Genomic DNA, 24,761 nt, shown 5'->3' with positions numbered 1-24,761 from the left:
TGCGGTCAACTAGTTCGCGGGCCACGGCACTTGGGGCGACTTGTAGTACCCGATGCCGAGGGCCTCCCAGCGGGGGGCCTGCTCGGCGAGCCGCACCTTGTACGTGTTCCAGTCGTGCGTGGCGGCCGGCGACCAGCCGAGTTCGGCGACGCCGGGCAGCCGCGGGAACGCCATGTAGTCGAGGTGCGCGGACGTGGACAGGGTCTCCGACCACATCGGCGCCTCGACGCCGCGGATCGCGGAACTCGGAGCGCCGGGGAGGTAGTGGGCGGGGTCCCAGTCGTAGGAGCGCTGCGCCTCGACGTAGCCGGCCCAGTGCAGGCCGAGCGGGGTGTCCTTGGTGTACTGCATGTCGAGGTAGGTGCGGTCGGCCGGCGACAGGATGATCCCCGTGCCGTTCTTCGCCGCGTTCGCGACCTGCGCCTTCTCGGCGTCGCTCGTGCCGTCCAGGCCCCAGTACTGGGCGAGCGCGCCCGCGGCTGGGGTGGCCCCGGTCAGCTGGTGCCAACCGACCACGGTCTTCCCGTACTTGGCGACAATCGGCTGGACCCGCTCCATGAACTTCACGTAGTCCGCGTGACTGGTGGAGTGCGCCTCGTCACCGCCGATGTGGAGGTACTTGCCGGGTGTGATCGCGGCGAGCTCCCGGACCACGTCGTCGACGAAGTCGTAGGTGCTCTCCTTGTTGACGCACAGCGAGCTGAAGCCGACGTTCGTGCCGGTGTACAGCGGGGGCGCCACGCCGTCGCAGTTGAGGTCGGCGTAGGAGGCGAGGGCCGCGTTCGTGTGGCCCGGCATGTCGATCTCGGGCACGACCTCCAGGAAGCGGTCGGAGGCGTACCGGACGATGTCCTTGTACTGCGCCTTGGTGTAGAAGCCGCCGGGGCCGCCGCCCACCTGGGTGGAGCCGCCGTACTCGGCGAGCTTCGGCCAGGAGTCGACGGCGATGCGCCAGCCCTGATCGTCACTCAGGTGCAGATGCAGCTTGTTGACCTTGTAGAGGGCGAGCTGGTCGATGTACCGCTTGACCTGCTCGACGGTGAAGAAGTGCCGGGACACGTCGAGCATCGCGCCCCGCCACGCGTAGCGCGGGATGTCCTGGACGGCGCCGCCGGCGACGAGCCAGGGGCCGGGCTGCGGGCTGTCGGCCTCGACCCGCGCGGGCAGTTGCTGGCGGAGCGTCTGCACGCCGTGGAAGAGCCCGGCGGCCTCGTGGGCGACGACCGTGACGGACCGGCCGTTGCTCGTCAACCGGTAGCCTTCGGCCCCCAGTTCGGTGTCCTGCTCGCTCACTTCGAGCCGGATGCCGTCACCGGCGGCGGTGTCCGTGACGGGCAGCGCGTACCCGGTGGCGGGCCGCAGCAGCCCGGCGAGATACCCGCCGATCCGGCGGGCGTCGGCCGAGCGCTCGTCCACCCGGATCCGCGTCTTCGCGGTGATCTCGTACGGGGTGTTGCCCGGCGTCACCGAGGCGGGGGCGGGCACGATGCGGCCGAGCGGTGTGGGCGCGGCAGCGTTCGGTGCCGCGGCGGCGGGCCCAGCGCCGAGCGCGCCGGCCCCGGCGGCGACCAGCAGCAGCGAGCCCAGCAGGGCGCGAGTCGATCTGTGGCGCTTCCTCACGAGACGATCCCTTTCGACGGATGCGATGGCGGTGTTCGTCGTGCGGTGGAGCGACCGGCAGGTCACCCTGCGTACCCTCCCGCTCACCACTGAACCGGTCAAGGTGTAGACCACTCGCCGTCATCCGGATGGACGCGTTCCGGCCGCTCCCCGGACGGCAAGCGGGCGACCCCTGAGGCGCACGAAGTGCGCCTTCAGGGGCGCGGGGAACTGCGCGAGAAGCCCCACCGGGCCGCACCCGGCGACGAAGCCCGAGCCCCTACGGCGGGGCGCCGCATCCCGGCCTCAGCGAACGCGTCGGGCCACCACGAACCGGTCGACCTCGGCCCCCGACTCCGCGATACCGCGAACCGTGAGCGTGGCCGTCCGACCGACCCCCGCGGGCCGCACGTCGACCCGCAGGAACGAGTAGTTGGTGTACCGCACCCGGGACCAGTCCACGGTCACCGCCCGCTTCCCCCCGTCGGCCTCCCCGACGTACGAGGCGAACGGGTCGACGTCCACCTCGTGCCCCGCATACGTGTCGGCCACGGGGAACGCGTACAGACTCTTCCCCGCCGCCCCCGCGGTCACGTAGACGACCCCCTCCGTCTCCGGGTACACGGTCCCCCCGATCGGCAGCTCCTTGGTGACCTTGTCCCCCTTGAGCACGTCGGACCGCTCGTACACGTGGTTGTGCCCGTTGATCACCAGATCGACGGTGTACTTGTCGAACAGCGGCACCCACTCCTTGCGCACCCCGCCCTCCGAGGCGTGCGCGCTCGCGGTGCAGTAGGCGCAGTGGTGGAAGAACACGACGATGAAGTCGATGCCCGACCCGGCGGCCCGGAACTTCTTCAGCTGCCCCTCGAACCAGTTGGTCTGCGTGCCCCCGGACAGCCCGAGGTTGGCCGGGATCTCCCAGGAGACGTCGTTGGCGTCGAGGGAGATGACGGCCGTGTTGCCGTGCACGAAGGAGTAGACGCCCGGCAGGTTCTCGGGGTCGGGCCCGTTGCCGGGCGGCGCGAACCGGGCCTGCTGGCTGCCGTAGCCGTGCGGCGCGTACCAGGCCTCCATGTCGTGGTTGCCGTAGGAGACCATCCACGGCACGGACTTGGCGACGGTCTCGGTCTGGGCGAGGAACTGGTCCCAGGTGCGCGCGTCGAAGGTGTCCGTGGTCTTCCCCTGCCCGGACGGGTCCGCGTACGCGATGTCCCCGGCGTGGAGGTGGAAGGAGGGCCCCTGGGCGAGGATCAGGTTGTCGTTGGCGAGGGCGTGGTAGCTGACGCCCTGGTCGCCGAACGCGGTGAAGGTGAAAGCCTCCGCGCGGGCGGGCGCGGTGGTGAAGGTCCCGATCGTGCCGGCGAACCGCGGCGAGGCCGGGTCGAAGCCCTGGTGGCCGACCCCGTAGTAGTAGGTGCGGCCGGGCTTGAGGTGGGTCAGCTTGGCGTGGACGTAGTACTGGGTGTGGTCGGCGCTCGTGCCGACACCCGCCGGGGTGTACAGCGCGCGCACCTCGGCCGGGATCTTCCGGGACAGCTCGCCCGCGTGCGCGCCGATGCGGATGTACGGGTCGCGGACGGCGGTCGGGACCTGCCAGGAGACGGTCATCTCGGTGCGCGGGTCGTCGCCGTAGGAGAGGTGCCGGCCGAAGGGGGCGACGAGGGCGCCGTCCACGTGCTCGGCGGCGGGCCGGTCGGCACGGGAGGCGGCCGGGGCCGCGGCCTGGGCGGGACCCGGGACGAAGACGCCGCCGGCGACCGCGCCGAGGGTGACGGCGCCGCCGCGGATCATCGTGCGGCGCGAGAAGCGGGAGCGCAGGTACTCGTGCTGCTCGGCGAGGGACCGGTCGGCGAGCTCGGCGGGTACGCCCATACGGGGAATGTCCATGCCGAGAAAGTTGCTGGGGGCGACCGTCCCGGCCGGATACGCCGGATGAACACGGGCCGAACAGGCGGCATGCCGACCTTCAAAGCTTGACCACTTCCACCCCAAGCGCCCCGGAAGGGACGATTCCGGGCCACATCCGGTGTGACCCTTGCCCGAAAGCGGGCAGATTTCTTGCGAAAGCCTCCACCGTCCCCCAGGATCTGTCGGGTGCACGAGGAACTTGTCGATCATCTGACACGCAGCACGCCCCTCAGCCGGGGCGAGGCGCTGCGGGTGATCCAGGACGTGCTCGCCTACTTCGACGAGTCGGCGGAGGACTACGTCCGCCGCCGCCACCGCGAACTCCAGGCCCAGGGCCAGGTGAACGCGGCGATCTTCGAACAGATCCTGGCGGATCTGCCGTACCGGGCGGTCGCACCGCCGGAGCTCTCGCTCCGGCAGCTGCGCCGCATCGTCTACGGCTGAACCGGCCGACCAGAGGGGATTCTCAGAACTTATGTGCGGAATTGTCGGCTACATCGGCAAGCGTGACGTCGCCCCGCTCCTCCTCGAGGGGCTGCAGCGTCTGGAGTACCGCGGCTACGACTCCGCGGGCCTGGTCATCACCAGCCCGAAGGCGACCGGCCTGAAGATGGTCAAGGCGAAGGGCCGCGTCCGCGACCTGGAGGCCAAGGTCCCCAAGCGCTTCACCGGCACCACCGGCATCGCCCACACCCGCTGGGCCACCCACGGCGCCCCGAGCGACATCAACTCGCACCCGCACCTGGACCCCGAGAACAAGGTCGCCGTCGTCCACAACGGCATCGTCGACAACGCCCAGGAGCTCCGCGCCAAGCTGGAGGCCGAAGGCGTCGTCTTCGTCTCCGAGACCGACACCGAGGTCATCACCCACCTCGTCGCCCGCTCCCAGGCCGCCACCCTGGAGGAGAAGGTCCGCGAGGCGCTCAAGGTCATCGAGGGCACCTACGGCATCGCCGTCATGCACGCCGACTTCAACGACCGCATCGTGGTGGCCCGCAACGGCTCCCCGGTCATCCTCGGCATCGGCGAGAAGGAGATGCTGGTCGCCTCCGACGTCGCCGCCCTCATCGCCCACACCCGCCAGGTCGTCACCCTGAACGACGGCGAGATGGCCACCCTGAAGGCCGACGACTTCCGCACGTACACGACCTCCGGCACGACCACGACGGCCACCCCGGAGACCGTGGAGTGGGAGGCCGCCTCCTACGACATGGGCGGCCACGACACGTACATGCACAAGGAGATCTCCGAGCAGCCCGATGCGGTCGACCGCGTGCTGCGCGGCCGGATCGACGACCGCTTCTCCACGGTCCACCTGGGCGGCCTGAACCTCGACGCCCGCGAGGCCCGCACCATCCGCCGCATCAAGATCCTCGGCTGTGGCACCTCGTACCACGCCGGCCTCATCGGCGCCGGGCTCATCGAGTCCATGGCCCGCATCCCCGCCGACGCCGAGCCGGCCTCGGAGTTCCGCTACCGCAACCCGGTCGTGGACCCCGACACCCTCTACATCGCCGTCTCCCAGTCCGGTGAGACGTACGACGTGCTGGCCGCCGTCCAGGAGCTCAAGCGCAAGGGCGCCCGCGTCCTCGGCGTGGTCAACGTCGTGGGCTCCGCGATCGCCCGCGAGGCCGACGGCGGCATGTACGTGCACGCCGGCCCCGAGGTCTGCGTCGTCTCCACCAAGTGCTTCACCAACACCGTCACGGCCTTCGCCCTGCTCGCCCTGCACCTGGGCCGCATCCGCGACCTGTCGGTGACCGACGGCAAGCGGATCATCGAGGGCCTGCGCAAGCTGCCCGCGCAGATCAGCGAGATCCTCGAGTCCGAGGACGAGATCAAGAAGATCGCCGAGCAGTACGCGGGCGCCCAGTCGATGATGTTCATCGGCCGCGTCCGGGGCTACCCCGTCGCCCTGGAGGCCTCCCTCAAGCTGAAGGAGATCTCCTACATCCACGCCGAGGCGTACCCGGCCTCCGAGCTGAAGCACGGCCCGCTCGCCCTCATCGAGCCGGCCCTGCCGACCGTCGCGATCGTCCCCGACGACGACCTGCTGGAGAAGAACCGCGCCGCCCTGGAGGAGATCAAGGCCCGCAGCGGCCGCATCCTCGCGGTCGCGCACCAGCCGCAGGCCAAGGCCGACCACACCATCGTCGTGCCGAAGAACGAGGACGAGCTGGACCCGATCCTCATGGGCATCCCCCTCCAGCTCCTCGCCTACCACACGGCGCTCGCCATGGGCCGCGACATCGACAAGCCCCGCAACCTGGCGAAGTCCGTCACGGTGGAGTAATCCCACTGCGCGAGAAGCCCCACCGGCCCGCAGCCGGACACGCAAGAGCAGCCACCACGAACGGGCCCCTCCCAGCCCAACCCGGAGGGACCCGTTCGACCGGCGGAGCCGAGGCGTGCCCAGCGCCCCCGCCCCCGCCCCGCTGTCAGCCGGCGGCCGTCACCCCCCGGCCGGCAGCACGTCCACGCCCGGGCCACGCCATCCGCAGCCCCGCGACCGGCGCCGTCGCCCCGTACCAGGCGAGCGCCCCGGCGAGGACCGCGACCCAGCCGCCCACCTTCGCGAGCCCCGCGGAGTCACCGAACTGCGCGACGGCCAGCACCACGAGCGCCACGAACATCGCCGCGTACGTGCCCCGCACGAACGTCCCGGCCCCACCGGCGGCGAGCGTCAGCGTGAGCGCGAGAAGGGCGAACAGGAGCAGGAAGAGCCCCGCGGCGTCGGCGGAGACGGCGTCACCGGCGCCGACCCCCCAGGTGAACCAGAACGCACCGAGCCCGGCGAACGCCGTGCCCGTGAGGCCGTCGTCGCGCCGCAGCGCGAACAGGCCGGCGACGAACAGGGCGATGCCGCCCACGTACGTCGCGATCGACACGGCGTCGGCCGCCGTGACACCGTCGATCACCCGGGTGTGACCGATTCCGAAAGCCAACAGGGTGAGACCCAGGGCGAGTTGACCGAGCGTCGACACGGACGGGGTGGCCGCCGTGCTTCCCGCGGAGACGTCATTGTCCACAGCGGGCTCCCTTCGAACAGACACAGAAGTCCAGCGACCGGTATGTACCCTTCACAAGGGCACAAAGCACCTCTACGCGTCAGTAGGTTCGCCGCATCTCGCCACGTGACGAGGGAAGTTGGCGAGTGGAAGCCGACGGCGGGAATTGACGAAAGATCAGAAGCCCCGAGGGCGCGGCCCGTTCAGGGGATGACGACGACGGGTCGCTGCGCGCGCCGCGCGAGCCGTCCCGCGACCGAGCCGAAGATCCGCCCGACGAGCCCGTGGGTGGAGCCCACGACGATCGCGTCGGCGGAGTACTCGTGCCCGACCTCCTCCAGCTCGTGGCAGATGTCGCCACCGCGCTCGACGAGGATCCAGGGCACTTCGGAGAGATAGTCCGCGCATGCGAGCTCGAGCCCGAGGACCTCGGTGCGGTGATCGGGGACGTCGACGAACACCGGCGGTTCGCACCCTGCCCACACGGTCGTCGGCAGCCGGTTCGCCACGTGCACGATGATCAGGCCGGAGCCGGAACGGTGGGCCATGCCGATCGCGTACGCGAGGGCCCGCTCGCTGGACGTCGAGCCGTCGAACCCGACGACGACCCCGTGCTTGAACGCGGGATCACAGGGATGACGTGTCTCTTCCGCCGCACGCGGGGTCGTGGTGGGATCGGCGACCTGGCGCTTGCGGCCTTCGGGTTCGGAAAATTCGTGACCGGCCATGAGTGTCTCGGCGTGTACCTCGTGGGCCTCTGTAGAGGGGACGACAACGATCGGCGGAGCTGTGTCCGGGAATCATCTTCCCAACCCCATACCCCCAAGGGTACGGCGACACTCCTCCTCTGCCCAGACTCCGGCCCGCGCCCAGGCCAGCCCTTCTCCACGCTCCGCGGCGTGTTCCAGGGAGCATGCACGAGCCCTCGCCCGTATGGCAATGGTTGCTGCCCCGTACAGGCGGTTTGCGCACCCTTGTGGCCCCCGTGACGGCCGGATCAAGTGACCGGGACCTGGGCCGCGCGTTGGAACTCGCGGACCGCACACCCCGCACAAGACCCACCGAAGACCCGGACAAGACTCGGACAGATCAGGACAGGGAGGACTCCGTGCCCGGACCGACCACACGCGCCCGCTGGGGGGCGTTCAGCTGCGTCCTGGTACCGCTCGCGCTCATCGGATACGGCGGCCGGCACGCGGGCGCCGTCGGCGCCGCGCTGGGTCTGGCCGCCGTGACGGCGGCCTGCCGGGTGCTCCTCGGACGCACCGAGCGACGGGTGGCGGAAAGCGGTGCCGCACAGTTGCACAGTGAACAACACTGTTCGCTCCGGCACCCCTACCGCCGGCCCGGCGCGGGGGCGCGCGGGGGCGCTCCGCGAGCGGGCCGGTGCACGCCGGGGGACTGACTGGATTCAGCACGCGACCCCGTAGATTTTCAGCCAACTTCGGCCGGGCCCTCACCCCTTGCCGAAGGCCGCTTCCAACCCCCGTTCCACCAGGGCTGAAAGGACCGTGGACCCCCTACGCGCCCTACAGGGACCGGCCACTGGACGGAGGCGCACTTCCCAGCGGCGCCCCCGAGTGCGACGCTTCGTGATCGAATGCTTCACGCCAAGTTGCCATGTCGACAATCTGCCAGGTCTTTAACTGGTCACGACGGCACCACCGGACACAGTAGATTCGATCATGACTGTCTGATCAGTAGGCGGCGGGGGACTTCGTGCAGGACCGAGGGGAAACGTGCAGGAGCGAACAGCCCGTCAGAGTATTGAGGGAGCCGCGATCACCGAGGGGGGCTTAGCAGGATGAGCCACGACTCCACCACCGCGCCCGAGGCGACGGCCCGCAAGCTGTCGGGGCGGCGGCGACGCGAGATCGTCGCGGTGCTGCTGTTCAGCGGCGGACCCATCTTCGAAAGTTCCATTCCGCTCTCCGTGTTCGGGATCGACCGCCAGGACGCCGGAGTTCCGCGGTACCGGTTGCTCGTGTGCGCCGGCGAAGAGGGGCCCCTGCGGACCACGGGCGGACTCGAACTCACCGCGCCGCACGGCCTCGAGGCGATCGCGCGGGCGGGCACGGTCGTCGTGCCGGCCTGGCGCTCCATCACCTCGCCGCCGCCGGAGGAAGCGCTGGACGCGCTGCGCCGCGCCCACGAGGAGGGCGCCCGCATCGTCGGCCTGTGCACCGGCGCGTTCGTGCTGGCCGCCGCGGGCCTGCTCGACAGCCGTCCGGCCACCACGCACTGGATGTACGCGCCGACGCTCGCCAAGCGCTATCCGTCGGTCCATGTGGACCCGCGCGAGCTCTTCGTCGACGACGGCGACGTGCTCACCAGCGCCGGCACCGCGGCCGGAATCGACCTGTGCCTGCACATCGTGCGCACGGACCACGGCAACGAGGCGGCCGGAGCGCTCGCCCGCCGCCTGGTGGTCCCGCCGCGCCGCAGTGGCGGTCAGGAGCGCTATCTGGACAGGTCTTTACCCGAGGAGATCGGCGCGGACCCGCTGGCCGAGGTCGTCGCCTGGGCCCTGGAGCACCTCCACGAGCAGTTCGACGTGGAGACGCTGGCCGCCCGCGCCTATATGAGCCGCCGTACCTTCGACCGGCGTTTCCGCTCGCTGACCGGGAGCGCTCCCCTGCAGTGGCTGATCACCCAGCGGGTGCTGCAGGCGCAGCGGCTCCTGGAGACCTCCGACTACTCGGTCGACGAGGTCGCCGGGCGCTGCGGCTTCCGGTCGCCGGTCGCGCTGCGCGGGCATTTCCGGCGCCAGCTGGGCTCGTCGCCCGCCGCGTACCGGGCGGCCTACCGGGCGCGCAGGCCGCAGCCGGGCGACAGCGCTCCGGCGGTGGCCGGGGCCAAGGCCGAGCCGGTGGTGGAGGCGTCCGCGATGCCGGGTGCGGAGGGTGCGGGCCCGGGGCCGGTGCCCAGCCAGTCCCGGCGGGGCGCCCCGGCGTCCTCGGCGCTCGGCGCGGCCGCGGCCTCGCTGCCGCCGGGTCCGGAGGCCTTCGCGGGTTCGCGCGCGAGCCTGCCCGGGCCGAGGTCCGCGCCGTAGGAAGGAAGCACGAGGAGGAGCCGTCGTCTGCCGGTGAGGAGATCCGGGCCGTAGGGTTGTCCGCATGAACGATCGCATGGTGTGGATCGACTGCGAGATGACCGGACTCTCGCTGGCGAACGACGCGCTCATCGAGGTGGCCGCACTGGTCACCGACTCGGAGCTGAACGTACTGGGCGACGGTGTGGACATCGTGATCCGCCCGCCGGACGAGGCCCTGGAGCAGATGCCCGAGGTGGTGCGGAACATGCACACCGCCTCGGGTCTCCTCGACGAGCTGGCGGGCGGCACGACGCTCGCGGACGCCGAGGAGCAGGTCCTGGCGTATGTACGTGAGCACGTCAAGGATGCGGGCAAGGCCCCGCTCTGCGGGAACTCGGTCGGTACCGACCGCGGCTTCCTGCTGCGTGACATGCCGACGCTGGAGGACTACCTCCACTACCGGATCGTCGATGTGTCCTCGGTCAAGGAGCTGGCCCGCCGCTGGTACCCGAGGGCGTACTTCAACAGTCCGGAGAAGAACGGCAACCACCGGGCGCTCGCCGACATCCGCGAATCCATCGCGGAGCTGCGCTACTACCGCGAGGCGATCTTCGTCCCGCAGCCCGGCCCGGACTCGGACACCGCGAAGGCCATCGCGGCCAAGCACGTCCTGCCCGCCGAATAGTCCCTCGTTAACCCCTGTGTACGGGGTCCGGAGGCCCGCCGGAAAAGGTGGGCGCGAGCACCCCTTCGGACCCTGTACACTTTTTCTCGGCCGGTCGGAAGAACGACAGAAGACCGGACATGGTGGGTGTAGCTCAGTTGGTAGAGCACCTGGTTGTGGTCCAGGTGGCCGCGGGTTCAAGTCCCGTCACTCACCCTGAAGGGTCGAAGGCCCCGGTTCGAGAGAACCGGGGCCTTCGGCGTTCCCGGGGCCTCGTCTCAGGACGACGCCCGGACGACCAGTTCCGTCGGGAGCACCAGGTGCCGCTCGGCCCGCCGCCGGGTCGAGGAGCGCAGGCCCTCGGCGGCCAGCGCGATCTCGTCGAGGAGCAGCTCGGTCATCGCGCGGCCCATGTCGCGGGTGGGCTGGCGCACGCTGGTGAGGCCCGGTTCCATGTGGCGGGCGATCACCGAGTCGTCGAAGCCGACCAGGGCCACGTCGTCGGGGATCCGGCGGCCGGCCTCGCGCAGCACCTGGCGGGCGCCTGAGGCCATGAGGTCGGAGCAGGCGAAGACCGCGTCGAGGTCGGGGCGGCGTTCCAGCAGCTCCGTCATGCAGCGGCGGCCCCCCTCCTCGGTGAAGTCCCCGTACGCGACCAGCTCCTCCGTGTACGCGAGGCCGGAGTCGCCGAGCTGGTCCGCGTAGCCGGCCAGACGCCGCTGGGCGCCGTAGACGTCGAGCGGTCCGGTGATGATCGCGATGGCGCGGCGGCCACGCCCGGCGAGGTGGTCGACGGCGGAGCGGGCGCCCGCGTAGTTGTCGGTGTCGACGGAGGGCAGCGGCTCGTCTGCCGAGCGGGGGCCGCTGATCACGGTCGGGATGTCCATCTGGAGGAGCCGGTCGGCGAGCGGGTCGTCCGAGTGGACCGAGACGAGGAGCACCCCGTCGACCCGGTGGGCGGCCAGATAGGCGGCGAGCCGGTCCTGCTCGCGCTCGCCGCGGGCGAAGGTCAGCAGGAGTTGGAGGTTCGTCTCGGCGAGGGCCACGCCGACGCCGCCGACCATGCCGGAGAAGTACGGCTCGGAGAAGAAGCGGGACTCGGCCTCGGGGACGACGACGGCGATGGAGTCGGTGCGGTTGGCGGCGAGGGCGCGGGCCGCCGTGTTCGGCACGTAGCCGAGTTCGGCGACGGCCTCCTCGACCGCGGCGCGGGTACGGTCGCTGACCCGCGGCGAGCCGTTGATGACGCGGGAGACCGTGCCCCGGCCGACGCCGGCCCGGACCGCGACCTCCTCGAGGGTCGGACGCCTGCCGTGAGTGCCGCGAGCCACCATGACTCCCACCTCCCCATGTCTCACGCGGAATCTAACAGCCCGATAACCGGGCGAACGTCGTGCTGCACAGTCTCTTGACACTCCGTGGCCGGAGCGCGAACCTTCAACACATCACTTGTGGGAGCGCTCCCACACCACCGGTCGCGTACAAGAGCCGCACATTTCTCCGCCCGGGTGCCACGTCGCGAGAGCACCGGCACCGCATGCTGAGGGGCAACCGGCCGGGATCGGCACGTCAGAGCTTTTGAGCACGTGAACCTGAGCATCTTGGAGGACGCAATGCGCACGACTGCCCGTACGTCCCGACGCGCGACGACCCTCGCGGTCGTCGCCGCCCTGGCCACAGGGCTGCTGGCCGGATGCGCGACCGACGCGGACGACGGCGGCTCCGGCGGGGGTTCGGGCGGAGGCGCCGGCGGCAAGGGCGGGACGACCGTCACCATCGGCACCTTCGGCGTCTTCGGCTACAAGCAGGCCGGTCTCTACGACGAGTACATGAAGCTGCACCCGGACATCACCATCAAGGAGAACGTCACCACCCGCACCGACGTCTACTGGCCCAAGACCCTGACCCGGCTCCAGGCCGGATCCGGCACCGACGACATCCAGGCGATCGAGATCGGCAACATCACCGAGGCCGTCCAGACCCAGGGCGACCGGTTCGTCGACCTCGGCAAGGAAGTCGACGCCTCGCAGTGGCTGGACTGGAAGAACGCGCAGGCCACCACCAAGGACGGCAAGCTCATCGGGCTCGGCACCGACATCGGCCCGATGGCGATCTGCTACCGCAAGGACCTCTTCGAGAAGGCCGGTCTGGAGACCGACCGCACGAAGCTCGGCGCGATGTGGAAGGGCGACTGGAACAAGTACGTCGACGTCGGCAAGCAGTACATGAAGAAGGCCCCCGACGGCACGAAGTTCGTCGACTCGGCGTCCTCCGTGTACAACGCGGCGCTGGGCGGCGAGAAGGAGCGCTACTACGACAAGGACGGCAAGGTCATCTGGGACAGGTCCAGTGGCGTGAAGTCGTCCTGGAACGCGGCCATGGAGGTCGCCACGAGCGACATGTCGGCCAAGCTGAAGCAGTTCGACAAGCCGTGGGACCAGGGCTTCGCCAACGCCAAGTTCGCCACCGTCGCCTGCCCCGCCTGGATGCTCGGCTACATCCAGGAGAAGTCCGGCAAGAGCGCCGAGGGCAAGTGGGACGTGGCGCCCGCGCCGACCGCGGCCAACTGGGGCGGCTCCTTCATCGGCGTGCCGAAGGCGAGCAAGCACCAGAAGGAGGCCATCGCCCTGGCCAAGTGGCTGACCGCGCCCGAGCAGCAGGCCAAGGTCTTCGGCAAGCAGGCCAGCTTCCCGTCCACGCCGAGCGCCTACAGCTCCCTCGAACCGCAGGCCGCGACCACGAAGTTCTTCTCCGACGCCCCGCTGACCCAGACCTTCTCCGACTCGGCGAAGACCATCCCGGTCCAGATCTTCGGCGTGAAGGACCAGCCGATCAACACCGCGATCACCGACACCGGCATCCTCCAGGTGGAGCAGAAGGGCAAGTCGCCCGCGCAGGGCTGGGAGGCCGCCACCAAGGAGGTCAAGGACGTGCTCGGCCAGTGAACGGCTCCGACCAGGCTCTCGCGCGGTCCGCGTCGAGCGCCGACGCCGCGCCCGGTGACCAGCCGGGCGCGGCGCGGGACGCTCACGGTCGCGGTACGGCATCCCCGAAGAACGGCGGCACCTCCGCGTGGCGCCGCCGGCTGTACCGCTGGGACATGAAGGCGTCGCCGTACGCGTTCATCGCCCCCTTCTTCATCGTCTTCGGCGCCTTCTCGCTGGTGCCGCTCCTCTACACCGCCTGGTACTCGCTGCACCATGTGCAGCTGTCCGCCCTGGACCAGCAGACCTGGGCCGGCCTGGACAACTACCGGAACCTGTTCTCCTCGGAGTTCTTCTGGAACGCCCTGAAGAACACCTTCACCATCGGCCTCCTGTCGACCGTGCCGCAGCTGGCCGCCGCGCTCTGGCTCGCGCACATGCTCAACTACCGGCTGCGCGGCTCCACCGTCTGGCGCGTCGTCATGCTCACCCCCTACGCGACCTCGGCCGCGGCGGCGACGCTCGTCTTCGTCCTGCTCTTCGCACCGGAGAGCGGAATGATCAACTGGGCCCTGGACCTCGTCGGCCTCGCCCCGGTCAACTGGCGCGAGTCCGGCTGGGGTTCACAGGCGGCCGTCTCCTCCATCGTGGTCTGGCGGTGGACCGGCTACAACGCGCTGATCTACCTCGCCGCGATGCAGGCCATCCCCAAGGACCTGTACGAGTCGGCGGCGCTCGACGGCGCCGGGCGGTGGCAGCAGTTCCGCCACGTCACCATCCCGATGCTGCGCCCGACCATCCTCTTCACGGTCGTCGTCTCCACGATCGGCGCCACCCAGCTCTTCGCCGAACCCCTGCTCTTCGGCGGGGTCAGCGGCACCAAGGGCGGCTCCGAGCACCAGTACCAGACGCTCGGCCTCTACATGTACGACCAGGGCTGGATGGTCGGGAACCTGGGCAAGGCCTCCGCCATCGCCTGGTCGATGTTCCTGATCCTCCTGGTCGTCGCCGCCCTCAACCTGCTGATCTCCCGACGCCTCAAGAGGTCCTCCCGATGACCATCAGTGACGTGACGCCCCCTCGGGCCGGGGCCGAGAAGGAGCATTCCGGCACTCCGGGCCCGGCCGCGCGGGCCCCGCGCCGACGGGTCATGGGCGCGGGCAAGCAGCTCCACGCCGGCCCGCTCACCTACACCGTCCTCGTGCTCTTCGCCCTGGTCTCCCTCGCGCCGTTGCTGTGGACGGCGATCGCCGCGTCCCGCACCAACACCCGGCTCGCGCAGACCCCGCCGCCCTTCTGGTTCGGCGGGAACCTCTTCAAGAACCTGGAAACCGCCTGGGACCAGGCCGGCCTGGGCACCGCGATGCTCAACTCGATCTTCGTCTCGTCGATGATCACCGTCGGCACGGTGCTCTTCTCCACGCTCGCCGGTTTCGCGTTCGCCAAGCTCCGCTTCCGGTTCTCGACCACGCTGCTGCTGCTCACCATCGGCACGATGATGGTGCCGCCGCAGCTCGCCGTCGTGCCCCTGTATCTGTGGATGACGGACCTCGGCTGGGCCAACCACCTCCAGACCGTCATCCTCCCCACCCTCGTCAGCGCTTTCGGCACGTTCTTCATGCGGCAGTACCTCGTGCAGGCGCTCCCCACCGAACTCATCGAGGCCGCCCGGGTCGACGGCGCGAGCAGTCTCCGGGTCGTCTGGCATGTCGTGTTTCCCGCGGCGCGGCCGGCCATGGCCGTGCTCGGGCTGCTCACGTTCGTCATGGCCTGGAACGACTTCCTCTGGCCGATCATCGCGCTCAACTCCGAGAACCCGACGGTGCAGGTCGCGCTGAACCAGCTGGGTACGGGCTACATCCCGGACGACTCGGTGATCATGGCCGGGGCGCTGCTCGGGACGCTGCCGCTGCTGCTGGCGTTCCTGTTGTTCGGCAAGCAGATCGTGGGCGGGATCATGCAGGGCGCGATCAAGGGCTGACCTTGAGCTCCGCTCGGTGCGGGATCCGGTTCCGCCGTGGGTGGTTGCGGCCGGCTGCCCGGCTGCGGGCCGGTGGGGCTTCGCGCAGTTCCCCGCGCCCCTGAGATGCGCACTGCGTGCGCGATCTCATCGGGCGCGGGGAACTGCGCGACCAGCCACGACGCATCCGCACCCGGCGACCCACCACCCCCTTACTACGACGACACCCGCCCCCAACCCCCAGAACACCCTCAACCCCTATGGGAGCGCTCCCCTATGACGACCACTGATCACAACACTCGGCCCAGCACGACTCCCGCCCCCCACACCCCTTTCCCCGAATCGTTTCTCTGGGGGACCGCCACCGCCGCGTACCAGATCGAGGGGGCCGTCCGGGAGGACGGGCGGACGGCCTCGATCTGGGACACGTTCAGCCACACGCCGGGGAAGGTGCTGGGCGGGGACACGGGGGACGTCGCCGTGGACCACTACCACCGGTGGCGGGACGACGTACGGCTCATGGCCGACCTCGGCCTGACCGCGTACCGCTTCTCGGTGGCGTGGCCGCGCGTGCAGCCCACCGGGCGCGGGCCCGCCGTGCAGCGCGGGCTCGACTTCTACCGGGCCCTCGTCGACGAGCTCCTCGCGCACGGGATCACGCCCATGGCGACCCTGTACCACTGGGACCTGCCCCAGGAGCTGGAGAACGCCGGCGGCTGGCCCGAACGTGACACCGCGTACCGGTTCGCGGAGTACGCCGGGCTGGTCGGGGAGGCGCTAGGGGACCGCGTCGAGCGCTGGGTGACGCTCAACGAGCCCTGGTGCAGCGCGTTCCTGGGCTACGGCTCGGGTGTGCACGCCCCGGGCCGTACCGATCCCGCCGCCGCACTGCGCGCCGCCCACCACCTCAACCTCGGGCACGGCCTCGCCACCTCGGCGCTGCGCTCGGTCCTACCGGCCCGCGCGGGCATCGGGATCAGCCTCAACCCGAGCGTGGTCCGGCCCCTCACCGACTCCCCCGCCGACCTCGACGCCCGGCGCCGGATCGACGCGCTCGCGAATCGCGTCTTCACCGGGCCGCTCATCGAGGGCGCCTACCCGCAGGACCTGATCTCCGACACCGCGCGCGTGACGGACTGGTCCTTCGTGCAGGACGCGGATCTCGCCTCCATCCATCACCCCCTCGACTTCATCGGCATCAACTACTACACACCGGCCGTCGTCTCCGGCCCCCGCGGTGACCGGGACGGCGACGGCGCCAGGCTCGACGGTCATGGCGCCAGTGACCACTCCTCCTGGCCGGGCGCCGACGACGTCGTCTTCCATCGGGCGCCCGGTGAACTGACCGCGATGAACTGGTCGGTGGATCCGACCGGCCTCACGGACCTTCTCCTTGATTACACCGCTCAGGCCCCCGGGGTTCCGCTCTACGTGACAGAAAACGGAGCGGCCTACGAGGACACCGTCGACGCCGACGGCCGCGTCCACGACCCGGCCCGCATCCGCTACCTCCACGCCCACCTCTCCGCCGTCCACGAGGCCGTCCGCCGGGGCGCCGACGTCCGCGGCTACTTCCTCTGGTCGCTGCTCGACAACTTCGAGTGGGCGTACGGGTACAGCAAGCGCTTCGGCGCGGTCTACGTCGACTACGCGACCCAGGCCCGCATCCCCAAGTCGAGTGCGGACTGGTACGCCCGGGTCGCCCGCGGCGGCGTCCTGCCCGCGCTCGACGCCTGATCCCCGGGAGGCGGACACAGGAGCAGGACAGGGGTGAGCCCCGGCCGGGGCGTGGGGGTTTCTCCGGCCGGGGCTCGTTCCCCCGTAGGGCGATGGCTCAGTGGGACAGACAGGGCAGTCGAGGCGGCCCGGTCGTCAGTTGAAGGCGGCGAACGCCTTCTGGAAGGCGTTCGCGCCCTGCTCGATCGAGCTGCACGTCGGGTCCGCGGAGTTCTTGGCGCCGCCCGCGCACTGCTTGTCGCGGGTCGCCGACCACATCGACAGGCCGCCCAGCCCCTTGGACTTGGCGAAGGAGACGAGCTGGCCGGCGTCCTCGACCTTGAAGATCTCGGTGTTCACGTCGTTGACGCCGATCATCGGGGTGACGGCGACGGCCTTCCAGGCGGCCGCGTCGGACAGCCCGAGCGCCGTCTTGATCTGCGCCTGCGTGGCGGTGGCCGCCTGCTCGGCGTAGGTGCCCATGTCACCGCTGTACGAGGCCCCGTAGTCCATCGCCATGATGTTGACGAGGTCGGTGCGCACGCCGTTGGACTTGGCGTTCTTCAGGAAGTTCACGCCGTCCGAGGTGAGGCCCTCGGGCATGACGGGGAGCGTGAAGGAGACGTTCAGCTCCGGGTTGTTCTTCTGGAGCGTCGCGATGGCCTGGGCCCGCTTGGTGTTGGCGGCGGTGTCGGGCAGCGCGCCGCCCTCGACGTCGAAGTCGACCTTGGTGAGCTTGAACTGGTCGATGACCTTCTGGTACGCGGCGACCAGGTCGCCGGACGAGGAGCAGGCGAGGGCCAGTTCGGTGCCGGAGGCGCCGCCGAAGGAGACACGGACGTCGCCGCCCGCCGCGCGCAGGGAGCCGATCTGGGCGGCGACCTCGTCGCTGCCGAGGTCGGTGACGCCGCCCCACTTGGGGGTGCAGGAGCCGCCGGAGGTGATGAAGGCGAGGTTGTACTCCTTGACGCCGGTCGCCTTGGACGAGGCCACCAGGTCGAACTTGGGGTACAGCGAGGTGTCCACGTACGGGGCGAAGCCGGCGCTCCCGGCCGAGCCGGAACCGGAGTCGGGCGCGGAGGTGGACGGGGACGGGCTCGGCGGCGTGGACGTGGACGCGGAGGGCGAGGCGGGCGAGGACGTGGAGGCGCTCGGGGCCGGACTGCTCGGGGTGGCGGAGCCGGTGGGGCGGCCGGAGGGCTCGGGGGTCGCGCCGCCGTCCACGGAGCACGTGGCGTCGTTGATCAGACAGGAGGCGGGGGCGCCGGAGCCGGAGACGACGAAGCCGACGGTGACGGACTTGCCGGCCGCGAGTCCGCCCTTGTCCCAGGCGGCGGGCTTCACGGTGACGTGCTGTCCGGAGACCGTGGACTCGGCGTTCCACAGCGAGCCGAGCTTGGTGCCGGAGGGCAGGTCGAACTCCAGCGTCCAGTCGGACTGCGCCTGGTCCGTGCTGTTGGTGATGACGTACTGCCCGGTGTAACCACCCTCCCAGCTACTGGTCTTGGTGAAGGCGGCGCCCACGGAGGCCGCCGACGCGCTGGAGGCGAAGAGGAACGCGCCGCCGCCCACGACGGCCGCGGCGACGACGCCGCCTATCGCCTTGTTCCTGCCGCTGATCCTGCGCCGGTGCGTGCTGCTCATGGCGTGCCTGCCTTACCTGTGCGAAAGGGGAGGGGGGTTGTGGTGACGCGGCAGCACGCTAGCGATCCGGAATCGCTCAATTCGGGCAACAGGGAACGGCGTTGAGGATCTTAAACTTGGCTTAAGGGAGGGATCGGGACCGGTTAAAGGTAGAGACCAATCCTTTACGTTCCCGGCCCCGATGTCCGCGCCGGGGACGCGGGACGCCGCGCCGCTGACCGGTCTGCACCCAGATCCGCACCTCGGTGCCGCCGAGCACGGACGCGCCGATGCGCACGTCGCCGCCGGTCGACTCGGCGAGCCGGCGCACGATGTCCAAACCCAGTCCGGTCGACCCGTCGCTGCCCGAGCCCGCGCCGCGCGCCATGGCGGCCTCCGGGTCGGGGATGCCGGGCCCCGCGTCCGACACGAGCACGATCACGGCGTCCTCGCCGCTGTGCACGTCGACGGCGAACGCGGTGCCCTCCGGGGTGTGCCGGAAGACGTTGCCGAGCAGCGCGTCCATCGCCGCGGCCAGCTCGCCGCGCGCGACGGGGATCCGTACGGGCCGCTCGACGCCCGCGACGCGCACCTTGCGGCCCTCGTCCTCGGCCAGCGCCGACCAGAAGTCCATGCGCTCCCGGATCACCTCGGCGGCGTCGCAGCCGGCGCCGGGCCCGGCCGCGGCGGTCTGCGGCTTGGCGTCGCGGGCCGTGCGGATGATGGTGTCGACCTCGCGCTCCAGCTGCGCGACGGCGACCCGGGTCTGTTCGGCGGCGGGCCCGTCGCCGAGCGAGGCGGCGTTGAGCCGGAGCACGGTGAGCGGGGTGCGCAACCGGTGGGACAGGTCGGCGGCCAGCTCGCGCTCGTTGGCGAGGAGCTGGACGACCTGGTCGGCCATGGAGTTGAACGCGACGGCGGCGAGCCGCAGTTCGGTCGGCCCGTCCTCCGGCACCCGCGCCCCGAGCCGCCCCTCGCCGAGGTCGTGCGCGGCGCCGACGAGCCGCTGCGCGGGCCGCACCATGCGCACCCCGAGCCGGTCGGCGACGGCCACGGACCCGACGATCAGGGCGATGCCGACGCCCGCGAGGACGACCCAGGCGGTCGTCACGCCGTTGGTGACCTCGCCCTGGGGCACGTAGACCTCGACGACGGCGATCTTGCCGGTGCTCACGGCGATCGGCTGGACCCAGACCGAGCCGCCGGGCACGCCGATCGTCCGGGCCTGCCGGATGTCGGCGAGCCGGTCCGGGTCCACGCGCAGCCGGCCGAGCCGGATCTCCGGGTTGCCGCCACCGGCCGGGACGTACACGGACATGCGGTCACCGCCGCCGGTCTGCGCGGTGGCGAGGGCTCGGACCAGCTGGTCGCGGTCGGAGGTGATGGAGAGGGTGGTGCCCATGGTGGCGGCGGTGCGCTCCGCGTTCGAGAACGCACGGTCGCGCGCCATCTCCTTGATGACGAGCCCGAGCGGCACGGCGAACGCGACGACGACCATCGTCGTCACGGCCAGGCACACCCGGACCAGCGCCCACCTCACGGGGCGGGCTCCGCCGCCGGGGGTTCGAGCTTCACGCCGACGCCGCGCAGCGTGTGCAGATAGCGCGGCCGGGCCGCCGTCTCGCCCAGCTTGCGGCGCAGCCACGACAGATGGACGTCGATGGTCTGGTCGTCCCCGTAGGACTGCTGCCACACCTCGGCGAGCAGTTCCTTGCGGGCGACGACGACGCCGGGCCGGCCCGCGAGGAAGGCGAGGAGATCGAACTCGCGGCGGGTGAGGTCGAGGCGGGTGCCGTCCAGCTCGGCCTGGCGGCGCAGCGGGTCGACGGACAGGCCGCCGACCCGGATGACCCGTGAGGGCGGCTCGGCGTGGGCGCTGCCCCGGGCGCGGCGCAGCACGGCGGCCATGCGCGCGGACAGGTGCTCGGGCGAGAACGGCTTGGTCAGGTAGTCGTCCGCGCCGTCGTTGAGCAGCCGGACGATCTCGGACTCGTCGTCGCGGGCGGTGGCGATGATGACCGGTACGTCGGTGATGCCGCGCAGCATCTTGAGCGCCTCGGCGCCGTCCAGATCGGGCAGGCCGAGGTCGAGGATCACGACGTCGAAGCGGTGATGGGCGACCTCGCGCAGCGCCTCCAGGGCCGTGCCGACACTGCGCACCGTGTGGGCGGCGTCGGTCAGATGCCGGATGAGGGCCGAGCGCACGAACTGGTCGTCCTCGACCACGAGCACACTTGCCATGGGCGGCACCGTACGCCATCCGTACTCCGTACGGGCGATGCCGGTCGTCCCCGGGTACGGGCTCCGGGGGCGCGGGACAGGGGTGGCGGGTGTGGTGCAGTATGGCCCGCGATGCCGACGAACCCGCCTCCGCCGCCCGCCCCGGCGCACGCCCAGGACCCGCCCGGGGAGCAGCGCGCCGTGCGACGCGGGCTGGTGCACTCGGCGGCCTGGCTGCTCGCGACGGGCGCCGCGGTGACGCTGTCCTGGTGGGGTGTGCACACGGTGATGGCGGGCACGGTGTACGACCCGCCGCGCGCGCTCCCGGTCGTCGGCGCCGTCGCCTCGGAGTCGGCCCCTCCGGTGTCCTCCTCGACGCATCGCCCGGGCCCGTCGCCGTCCCGTTCCGCCTCTTCGTCCTCCGCTTCGGAGAGGTCCGGCCGCCCGACGCCGAAGCCGTCCACGGCGTCGCCGAAGCCCAGCCGGTCGGTCCCCTCGGGGAACTCCGGCAACGTGAAGAGTTACGAGACGACCGGCGGCCGGGCCGTGTTCGACCTCGGCGAGCGGTCGGCGACGCTGGTGTCGGCGACGCCGGGGGCGGGGTGGTCGGTGCAGGTGTGGAAGCAGACCACGTGGATCCGGGTCGAGTTCACGTCCGGCGCGGACCGGGTGTCGGTGTTCTGTACGTGGCACGACCACGCGCCGTCGGTCGAGATCGCGACCTACTGAGCCGCCCTACCGGAACACGGAAGCCGGTGGCGCCGGGGACGCCTTCGCCGAGGCGTCCGTCACCGCGGGCGCGCCGCCCGCGAAATCGAGCAGCCCCCGCCCGTGCTCGACCCGCCCCGGATGCGGGTCGCCCGCCGCCCGCCGGGTCAGCTCGGCGACCGGCAGCGGCAGCGCGGACGCGACGAGGACCGCGTTCCCGAACCGCTTGCCCCGCAGCACCGTCGGGTCGGCGACCAGGGCCAGCTCGGGGAAGACGGCCGCGGCGGTGGCGATCTGCCCGCGCAGATGGGCCAGCGGCGGGCCGTCGGCGAGGTTGGCGACGTAGGTCCCGGAGGGCCGCAGCACACGCCGCACCTCGGTCAGGAACTCCGTACTCGTGAGGTGGGCGGGGGTGCGGGCCCCGCTGAACACGTCGGCGACCAGTACGTCGGCCCAGTCGTCGGGCAGCTTCGCGAGAGCCTCGCGGGCGTCGGCGGTACGGACCCGGATCCGGGCGCCGGGGTCCAACGGGAGGGCCGTACGCACCAGTTGGACGAGGGGGCCGTCGCGCTCGACGACCTGCTGGGTGGAGCGGGGCCGGGTCGCGGCGACGTAGCGGGCCAGCGTGAAGGCGCCGCCGCCCAGGTGCACGGCCTGGACCGGGCGGCCCGGGTCGGCGGCCAGGTCGATGACGTGGCCGATGCGGCGCTGGTACTCGAAGGAGAGGTGAGCGGGGTCGTCCAGGTCCACGTGCGACTGCGGGGCGCCGTCCAGGAGCAGCGTCCAGCCGGCCGGCCGGTCCCGGTCGGGTATCAGCTCGGCGAGCCCCCCGTCGACACTCTCGACCACGGACTCCCGGGCCCCACGCCCTCCCCCACCGCCACCACTCCTGCTCCCCTGCTGCTTCCCGCGCGCCCTCGCCATTCGCCCATTATCCGCCGGTCACGACAGCCCGGCTCGCCGGGCGGATGCAGCTTGGCGGGGGCGCGGGGCTATAGGCGATCAGCGACTCCGTCGCGGGGCGCGACCAGCCACGACGGCGCAGCACCCGGCGACGCCGCTCGACCCCTACGGCGGCGACGCAGCAGCCAAGCCCCCGTTCCCCCGTTCCCCCGTTCCCCCCGGCAGGGGCTCAGCGGCAGTTGTCGGCCGCCTCGATGAGCCGAGCCGCCTCGTCGAGGGCCGCCCGCAGCACCGCCGGGTCGGTCGTCAGCTCGGAGGCCTCGTTCTCCGGCGGGAGAAGCCAGTCCGTACCGTCGCCGCCCCCGTCGGCATCGGCGGGCGGTACGAGGACCATGCCGCGCCCCGCCGTCTGCGTACAGGCGCTGCCGGGCACGTCCCAGCCGTCCGCGGTACCGAGCGGGACGAGGAAGCCGAGCGTGTCGCAGCCCCCGTCGTGCAGCACGGGGCCGACGGTCTCCGCGCAACCGCGGCGCAGGATGTCGACGGCCTCCAGACCTTGCCGGGCCGGGACCGTGACCAGGTCGCAGCCCCCGGGCGGTCGCTCGCTGCGCTCCTCGACCGGCCTGTGCCGTGCCGTCGACGTCGTGGGCTGTGCCGCGTCCAACACCTCGGCCCCTCCTGGTTCGTGGGGATTTCGCCGCATGGTTCAACGCCCGGCGGCGTCAACGGCTACGGCGCCATGCCGCCGCAAAGGATGGCAGTTCATGGCAGATCTCGGGTGAGATATCCGGTTTGTAGCCAAACACTGCGTGTCGCCGTCGTGACGGACGGTACCTTCGAGCCTCGCCGGGACGAGGGAGGCAACTCCCGCGGCGCCCGGCACGGTTCGCACGGGAGGACCCTCTCATGAGCTCGTCGCCGTATCTCTCGAACGCCCCGGCGCCGCAGACCCCGCGGCCGAACCTCGCCTTCCGGGAACTGCGCGGTCAGCGCTCTCCGGGCGAGTTCGCGGCCGCGGTGCGCCGCGCGGCGCGCGAGATCGGCGAGCGGGTCAGCTGCGACGCGCGCTACATCGGACGCGTGGAGGCCGGCGAGATCCGCTGCCCCAACTACGCGTACGAGCGGGTGTTCCTGCACATGTTCCCGGGCCGTTCGCTGGTGGACCTGGGGTTCGCCCCGCGTTCGGCGGTCCGCGGCCGGGCGGTGCGCCCGCCCGCGGCCGAACCCCGGATCCCCGCACCCCACGAAGAACACGTCCACCCACCACGCGAAGAAACAGACCCACCACACGAGTACACGCACCACGCGTACACGCACCACGAGGAGAGCGACGTGCGGCGTCGCGCATTCATGACCGGCATGACCGGCTCGACGGCCACCGTCGCGGTGGCCGCCCTGACACCCTTCGGCGTCCCGCTCGGCGCCGCGGCGCAGGACACGGCGCCAGACACCCCACTGGAGCGGCACCCCGCCAAGGCGGGTGTCGGCGCCGTGGAAGAAGCGATCCGCCGGATCCGGCTGCTGGACGACCGGCACGGCGCCGACGGGCTGTACGAGCGGGCGGCGGCGCCCCTGCGCACCGCGTTCGAGCTCCTGGACGCGGGCGCCGCGCCGCCGGAGGACATCCGGCGGCTCCAGACGGGCGCCGGTGAACTGGCGATCTCCGTCGGCTGGTTGGCCCACGACTCGGGCCGCTTCGACGACGCCCGCTCGCACTACGCGGAGGCGCTGGCCACCGCGCGGATGGCGGGGGACGAGGCGCTGGAGGCGCACGCGTTCTGCAACACCGCGTTCCTGGCACGGGACGCGGGGCGCCCGCGCGAGGCCGTGCGGGCGGCGCAGGCGGCGGCCCGGATCGCGGCGCATCTGGGCTCGCCGCGACTGCTCTCGCTGCTCGCGCTGCGGGAGGCCGGGGGCTGGGCGGGGCTCGGTGACCGGCGGGCCTGCGAACGGTCACTGGCGCGGGCGCAGGCGTTGTTCGCGCGGGGCACGACGGAGGCCGATCCGGAGTGGATGTCGTTCTACGGCGAGGCGGAGCTGGAGGGGCTCGAGTCGCAGTGCTGGTCGGCGCTGGGCGACTGGGTGCGGGCGGCTCGGCACGCGCGGCGTTCGGTCGCGCTGCAGGATCCTCACTTCACGCGGAACATCGCGCTGTACACGGCGGAGATGGCGGACGACCTCGCGCGCTCGGGGCGGCCGGACGAGGCGGCGGCCGCGGGGGCGCGGGCGCTGGCCCTGCTCCGTGACGTCCGGTCCTCGCGGATCGAGGCGATGCTGGCGACGACGGCGCGCGTGCTGCTGCCGCATCAGCGGGACTCTGGGGTGGCGGCGTTCCTGGAGGCCCGGACCACGACCCGGGTCTGACCGTCTCGTCGCCGGGTGCGGCCCGGTGGGGGCTGGTCGCGCAGTTCCCCGCGCCCCTGATGAGGCTGCGCCTCATCGGGGAAATGCGACCCGAAGGGTCTGCATTTCAGGGGCGCGGGGAACTGCG

The 24,761-nt window shown here is 71.5% G+C and carries 20 protein-coding genes and 1 tRNA gene; 11 read left to right on the top strand and 10 right to left on the bottom strand.

All coding sequences use genetic code 11. From position 1 onward, the window contains the following. Positions 1–9: 9 nt before the first annotated feature. Together ACZ4E1_RS19590 and ACZ4E1_RS19585 are read right to left on the bottom strand one after the other, a co-directional pair. Positions 10–1,620: a beta-N-acetylhexosaminidase gene (locus ACZ4E1_RS19590; RefSeq protein WP_467540757.1), complete on the bottom strand. Its 1,611-nt coding sequence runs from the start codon at positions 1,618–1,620 to the stop codon at positions 10–12. 285 nt (positions 1,621–1,905) lie between these two features. Next, complete coding sequence (locus ACZ4E1_RS19585) at positions 1,906–3,489, bottom strand: purple acid phosphatase family protein (protein ID WP_467540755.1); 1,584 nt, start codon at positions 3,487–3,489, stop codon at positions 1,906–1,908. Positions 3,490–3,696: 207 nt separating this feature from the next. Here ACZ4E1_RS19585 and ACZ4E1_RS19580 point away from each other — a divergent pair, with 207 nt between their 5' ends. Together ACZ4E1_RS19580 and glmS are read left to right on the top strand one after the other, a co-directional pair. Continuing rightward, positions 3,697–3,954, top strand: coding sequence for a hypothetical protein (locus ACZ4E1_RS19580; protein ID WP_188338785.1), 258 nt, complete (start codon positions 3,697–3,699; stop codon positions 3,952–3,954). A gap of 31 nt (positions 3,955–3,985) precedes the next feature. Further along, complete coding sequence (glmS, locus tag ACZ4E1_RS19575) at positions 3,986–5,803, top strand: glutamine--fructose-6-phosphate transaminase (isomerizing) (protein WP_467540753.1); 1,818 nt, start codon at positions 3,986–3,988, stop codon at positions 5,801–5,803. A gap of 145 nt (positions 5,804–5,948) precedes the next feature. Here glmS and ACZ4E1_RS19570 read toward each other — a convergent pair whose 3' ends face one another. Next, positions 5,949–6,539 (bottom strand): GPR1/FUN34/YaaH family transporter, encoded by a 591-nt coding sequence (locus tag ACZ4E1_RS19570; protein WP_467540751.1) that lies wholly within the window; start codon positions 6,537–6,539, stop codon positions 5,949–5,951. A gap of 182 nt (positions 6,540–6,721) precedes the next feature. Further along, entirely contained in the window at positions 6,722–7,246 is a 525-nt protein-coding gene (locus ACZ4E1_RS19565) for a universal stress protein (RefSeq protein WP_188338782.1), read from the bottom strand. A gap of 1,076 nt (positions 7,247–8,322) precedes the next feature. Between ACZ4E1_RS19565 and ACZ4E1_RS19560 the strand changes: the two genes are divergently transcribed. From ACZ4E1_RS19560 to ACZ4E1_RS19550, 3 genes are all read left to right on the top strand, one after another. Next, on the top strand, positions 8,323–9,570 hold the full coding sequence (locus tag ACZ4E1_RS19560; RefSeq protein ID WP_467540749.1) for a helix-turn-helix domain-containing protein: 1,248 nt from the start codon (positions 8,323–8,325) through the stop codon (positions 9,568–9,570). A 64-nt stretch (positions 9,571–9,634) separates the two neighbouring features. Further along, positions 9,635–10,237, top strand: coding sequence for an oligoribonuclease (gene orn, locus ACZ4E1_RS19555; protein WP_188338779.1), 603 nt, complete (start codon positions 9,635–9,637; stop codon positions 10,235–10,237). 122 nt (positions 10,238–10,359) lie between these two features. Beyond that, a tRNA-His gene (locus ACZ4E1_RS19550) sits at positions 10,360–10,432 on the top strand. A gap of 62 nt (positions 10,433–10,494) precedes the next feature. On the opposite strand, the gene ACZ4E1_RS19545 is transcribed toward ACZ4E1_RS19550, so the two are convergent. Beyond that, positions 10,495–11,550 (bottom strand): LacI family DNA-binding transcriptional regulator, encoded by a 1,056-nt coding sequence (locus ACZ4E1_RS19545; RefSeq protein ID WP_467540747.1) that lies wholly within the window; start codon positions 11,548–11,550, stop codon positions 10,495–10,497. A 279-nt stretch (positions 11,551–11,829) separates the two neighbouring features. Between ACZ4E1_RS19545 and ACZ4E1_RS19540 the strand changes: the two genes are divergently transcribed. From ACZ4E1_RS19540 to ACZ4E1_RS19525, 4 genes are all read left to right on the top strand, one after another. Next, complete coding sequence (locus ACZ4E1_RS19540; RefSeq protein ID WP_467540745.1) at positions 11,830–13,161, top strand: ABC transporter substrate-binding protein; 1,332 nt, start codon at positions 11,830–11,832, stop codon at positions 13,159–13,161. Next, positions 13,158–14,198 (top strand): carbohydrate ABC transporter permease, encoded by a 1,041-nt coding sequence (locus ACZ4E1_RS19535; protein ID WP_467540743.1) that lies wholly within the window; start codon positions 13,158–13,160, stop codon positions 14,196–14,198. The genes ACZ4E1_RS19540 and ACZ4E1_RS19535 overlap by 4 nt, the downstream gene beginning before the upstream one ends. Further along, the gene (locus tag ACZ4E1_RS19530; protein ID WP_467540741.1) at positions 14,195–15,121 is read left to right on the top strand and encodes a carbohydrate ABC transporter permease; all 927 of its coding nucleotides are present in this window, start codon (positions 14,195–14,197) and stop codon (positions 15,119–15,121) included. Before ACZ4E1_RS19535 ends, ACZ4E1_RS19530 begins: the two co-directional genes overlap by 4 nt. 255 nt (positions 15,122–15,376) lie before the next feature. Continuing rightward, positions 15,377–16,837, top strand: coding sequence for a GH1 family beta-glucosidase (locus ACZ4E1_RS19525; protein ID WP_467540739.1), 1,461 nt, complete (start codon positions 15,377–15,379; stop codon positions 16,835–16,837). Between the two features lie 135 nt (positions 16,838–16,972). On the opposite strand, the gene ACZ4E1_RS19520 is transcribed toward ACZ4E1_RS19525, so the two are convergent. From ACZ4E1_RS19520 to ACZ4E1_RS19510, 3 genes are all read right to left on the bottom strand, one after another. Next, positions 16,973–18,460, bottom strand: a complete 1,488-nt coding sequence (locus ACZ4E1_RS19520; protein ID WP_467540737.1) for a glycoside hydrolase family 18 protein — start codon at positions 18,458–18,460, stop codon at positions 16,973–16,975. A 121-nt stretch (positions 18,461–18,581) separates the two neighbouring features. After that, positions 18,582–19,979, bottom strand: coding sequence for a sensor histidine kinase (locus ACZ4E1_RS19515; protein WP_467540735.1), 1,398 nt, complete (start codon positions 19,977–19,979; stop codon positions 18,582–18,584). Next, the gene (locus ACZ4E1_RS19510) at positions 19,976–20,680 is read right to left on the bottom strand and encodes a response regulator transcription factor (protein WP_467540733.1); all 705 of its coding nucleotides are present in this window, start codon (positions 20,678–20,680) and stop codon (positions 19,976–19,978) included. Before ACZ4E1_RS19510 ends, ACZ4E1_RS19515 begins: the two co-directional genes overlap by 4 nt. 180 nt (positions 20,681–20,860) lie before the next feature. Between ACZ4E1_RS19510 and ACZ4E1_RS19505 the strand changes: the two genes are divergently transcribed. Further along, a complete protein-coding gene (locus tag ACZ4E1_RS19505) occupies positions 20,861–21,388 on the top strand; it encodes a hypothetical protein (protein WP_467541324.1) in 528 nt (175 codons plus the stop codon). A 6-nt stretch (positions 21,389–21,394) separates the two neighbouring features. Here the strand turns inward: ACZ4E1_RS19505 and ACZ4E1_RS19500 are convergent, their stop codons facing one another. Beyond that, the gene (locus tag ACZ4E1_RS19500; protein ID WP_467540731.1) at positions 21,395–22,291 is read right to left on the bottom strand and encodes a spermidine synthase; all 897 of its coding nucleotides are present in this window, start codon (positions 22,289–22,291) and stop codon (positions 21,395–21,397) included. Positions 22,292–22,499: 208 nt separating this feature from the next. Beyond that, positions 22,500–22,937, bottom strand: coding sequence for a hypothetical protein (locus tag ACZ4E1_RS19495; protein ID WP_467540729.1), 438 nt, complete (start codon positions 22,935–22,937; stop codon positions 22,500–22,502). A 239-nt stretch (positions 22,938–23,176) separates the two neighbouring features. On the opposite strand from ACZ4E1_RS19495, the gene ACZ4E1_RS19490 reads away from it, so the two are divergent. Continuing rightward, entirely contained in the window at positions 23,177–24,634 is a 1,458-nt protein-coding gene (locus tag ACZ4E1_RS19490; RefSeq protein WP_467540727.1) for a tetratricopeptide repeat protein, read from the top strand. Positions 24,635–24,761 lie beyond the last annotated feature (127 nt).

Source organism: Streptomyces sp. NPDC025806 (assembly GCF_055558275.1).
The sequence above is the reverse complement of the archived record's forward strand: the minus strand, read 5'-3'. Positions and strand labels throughout refer to the sequence as shown.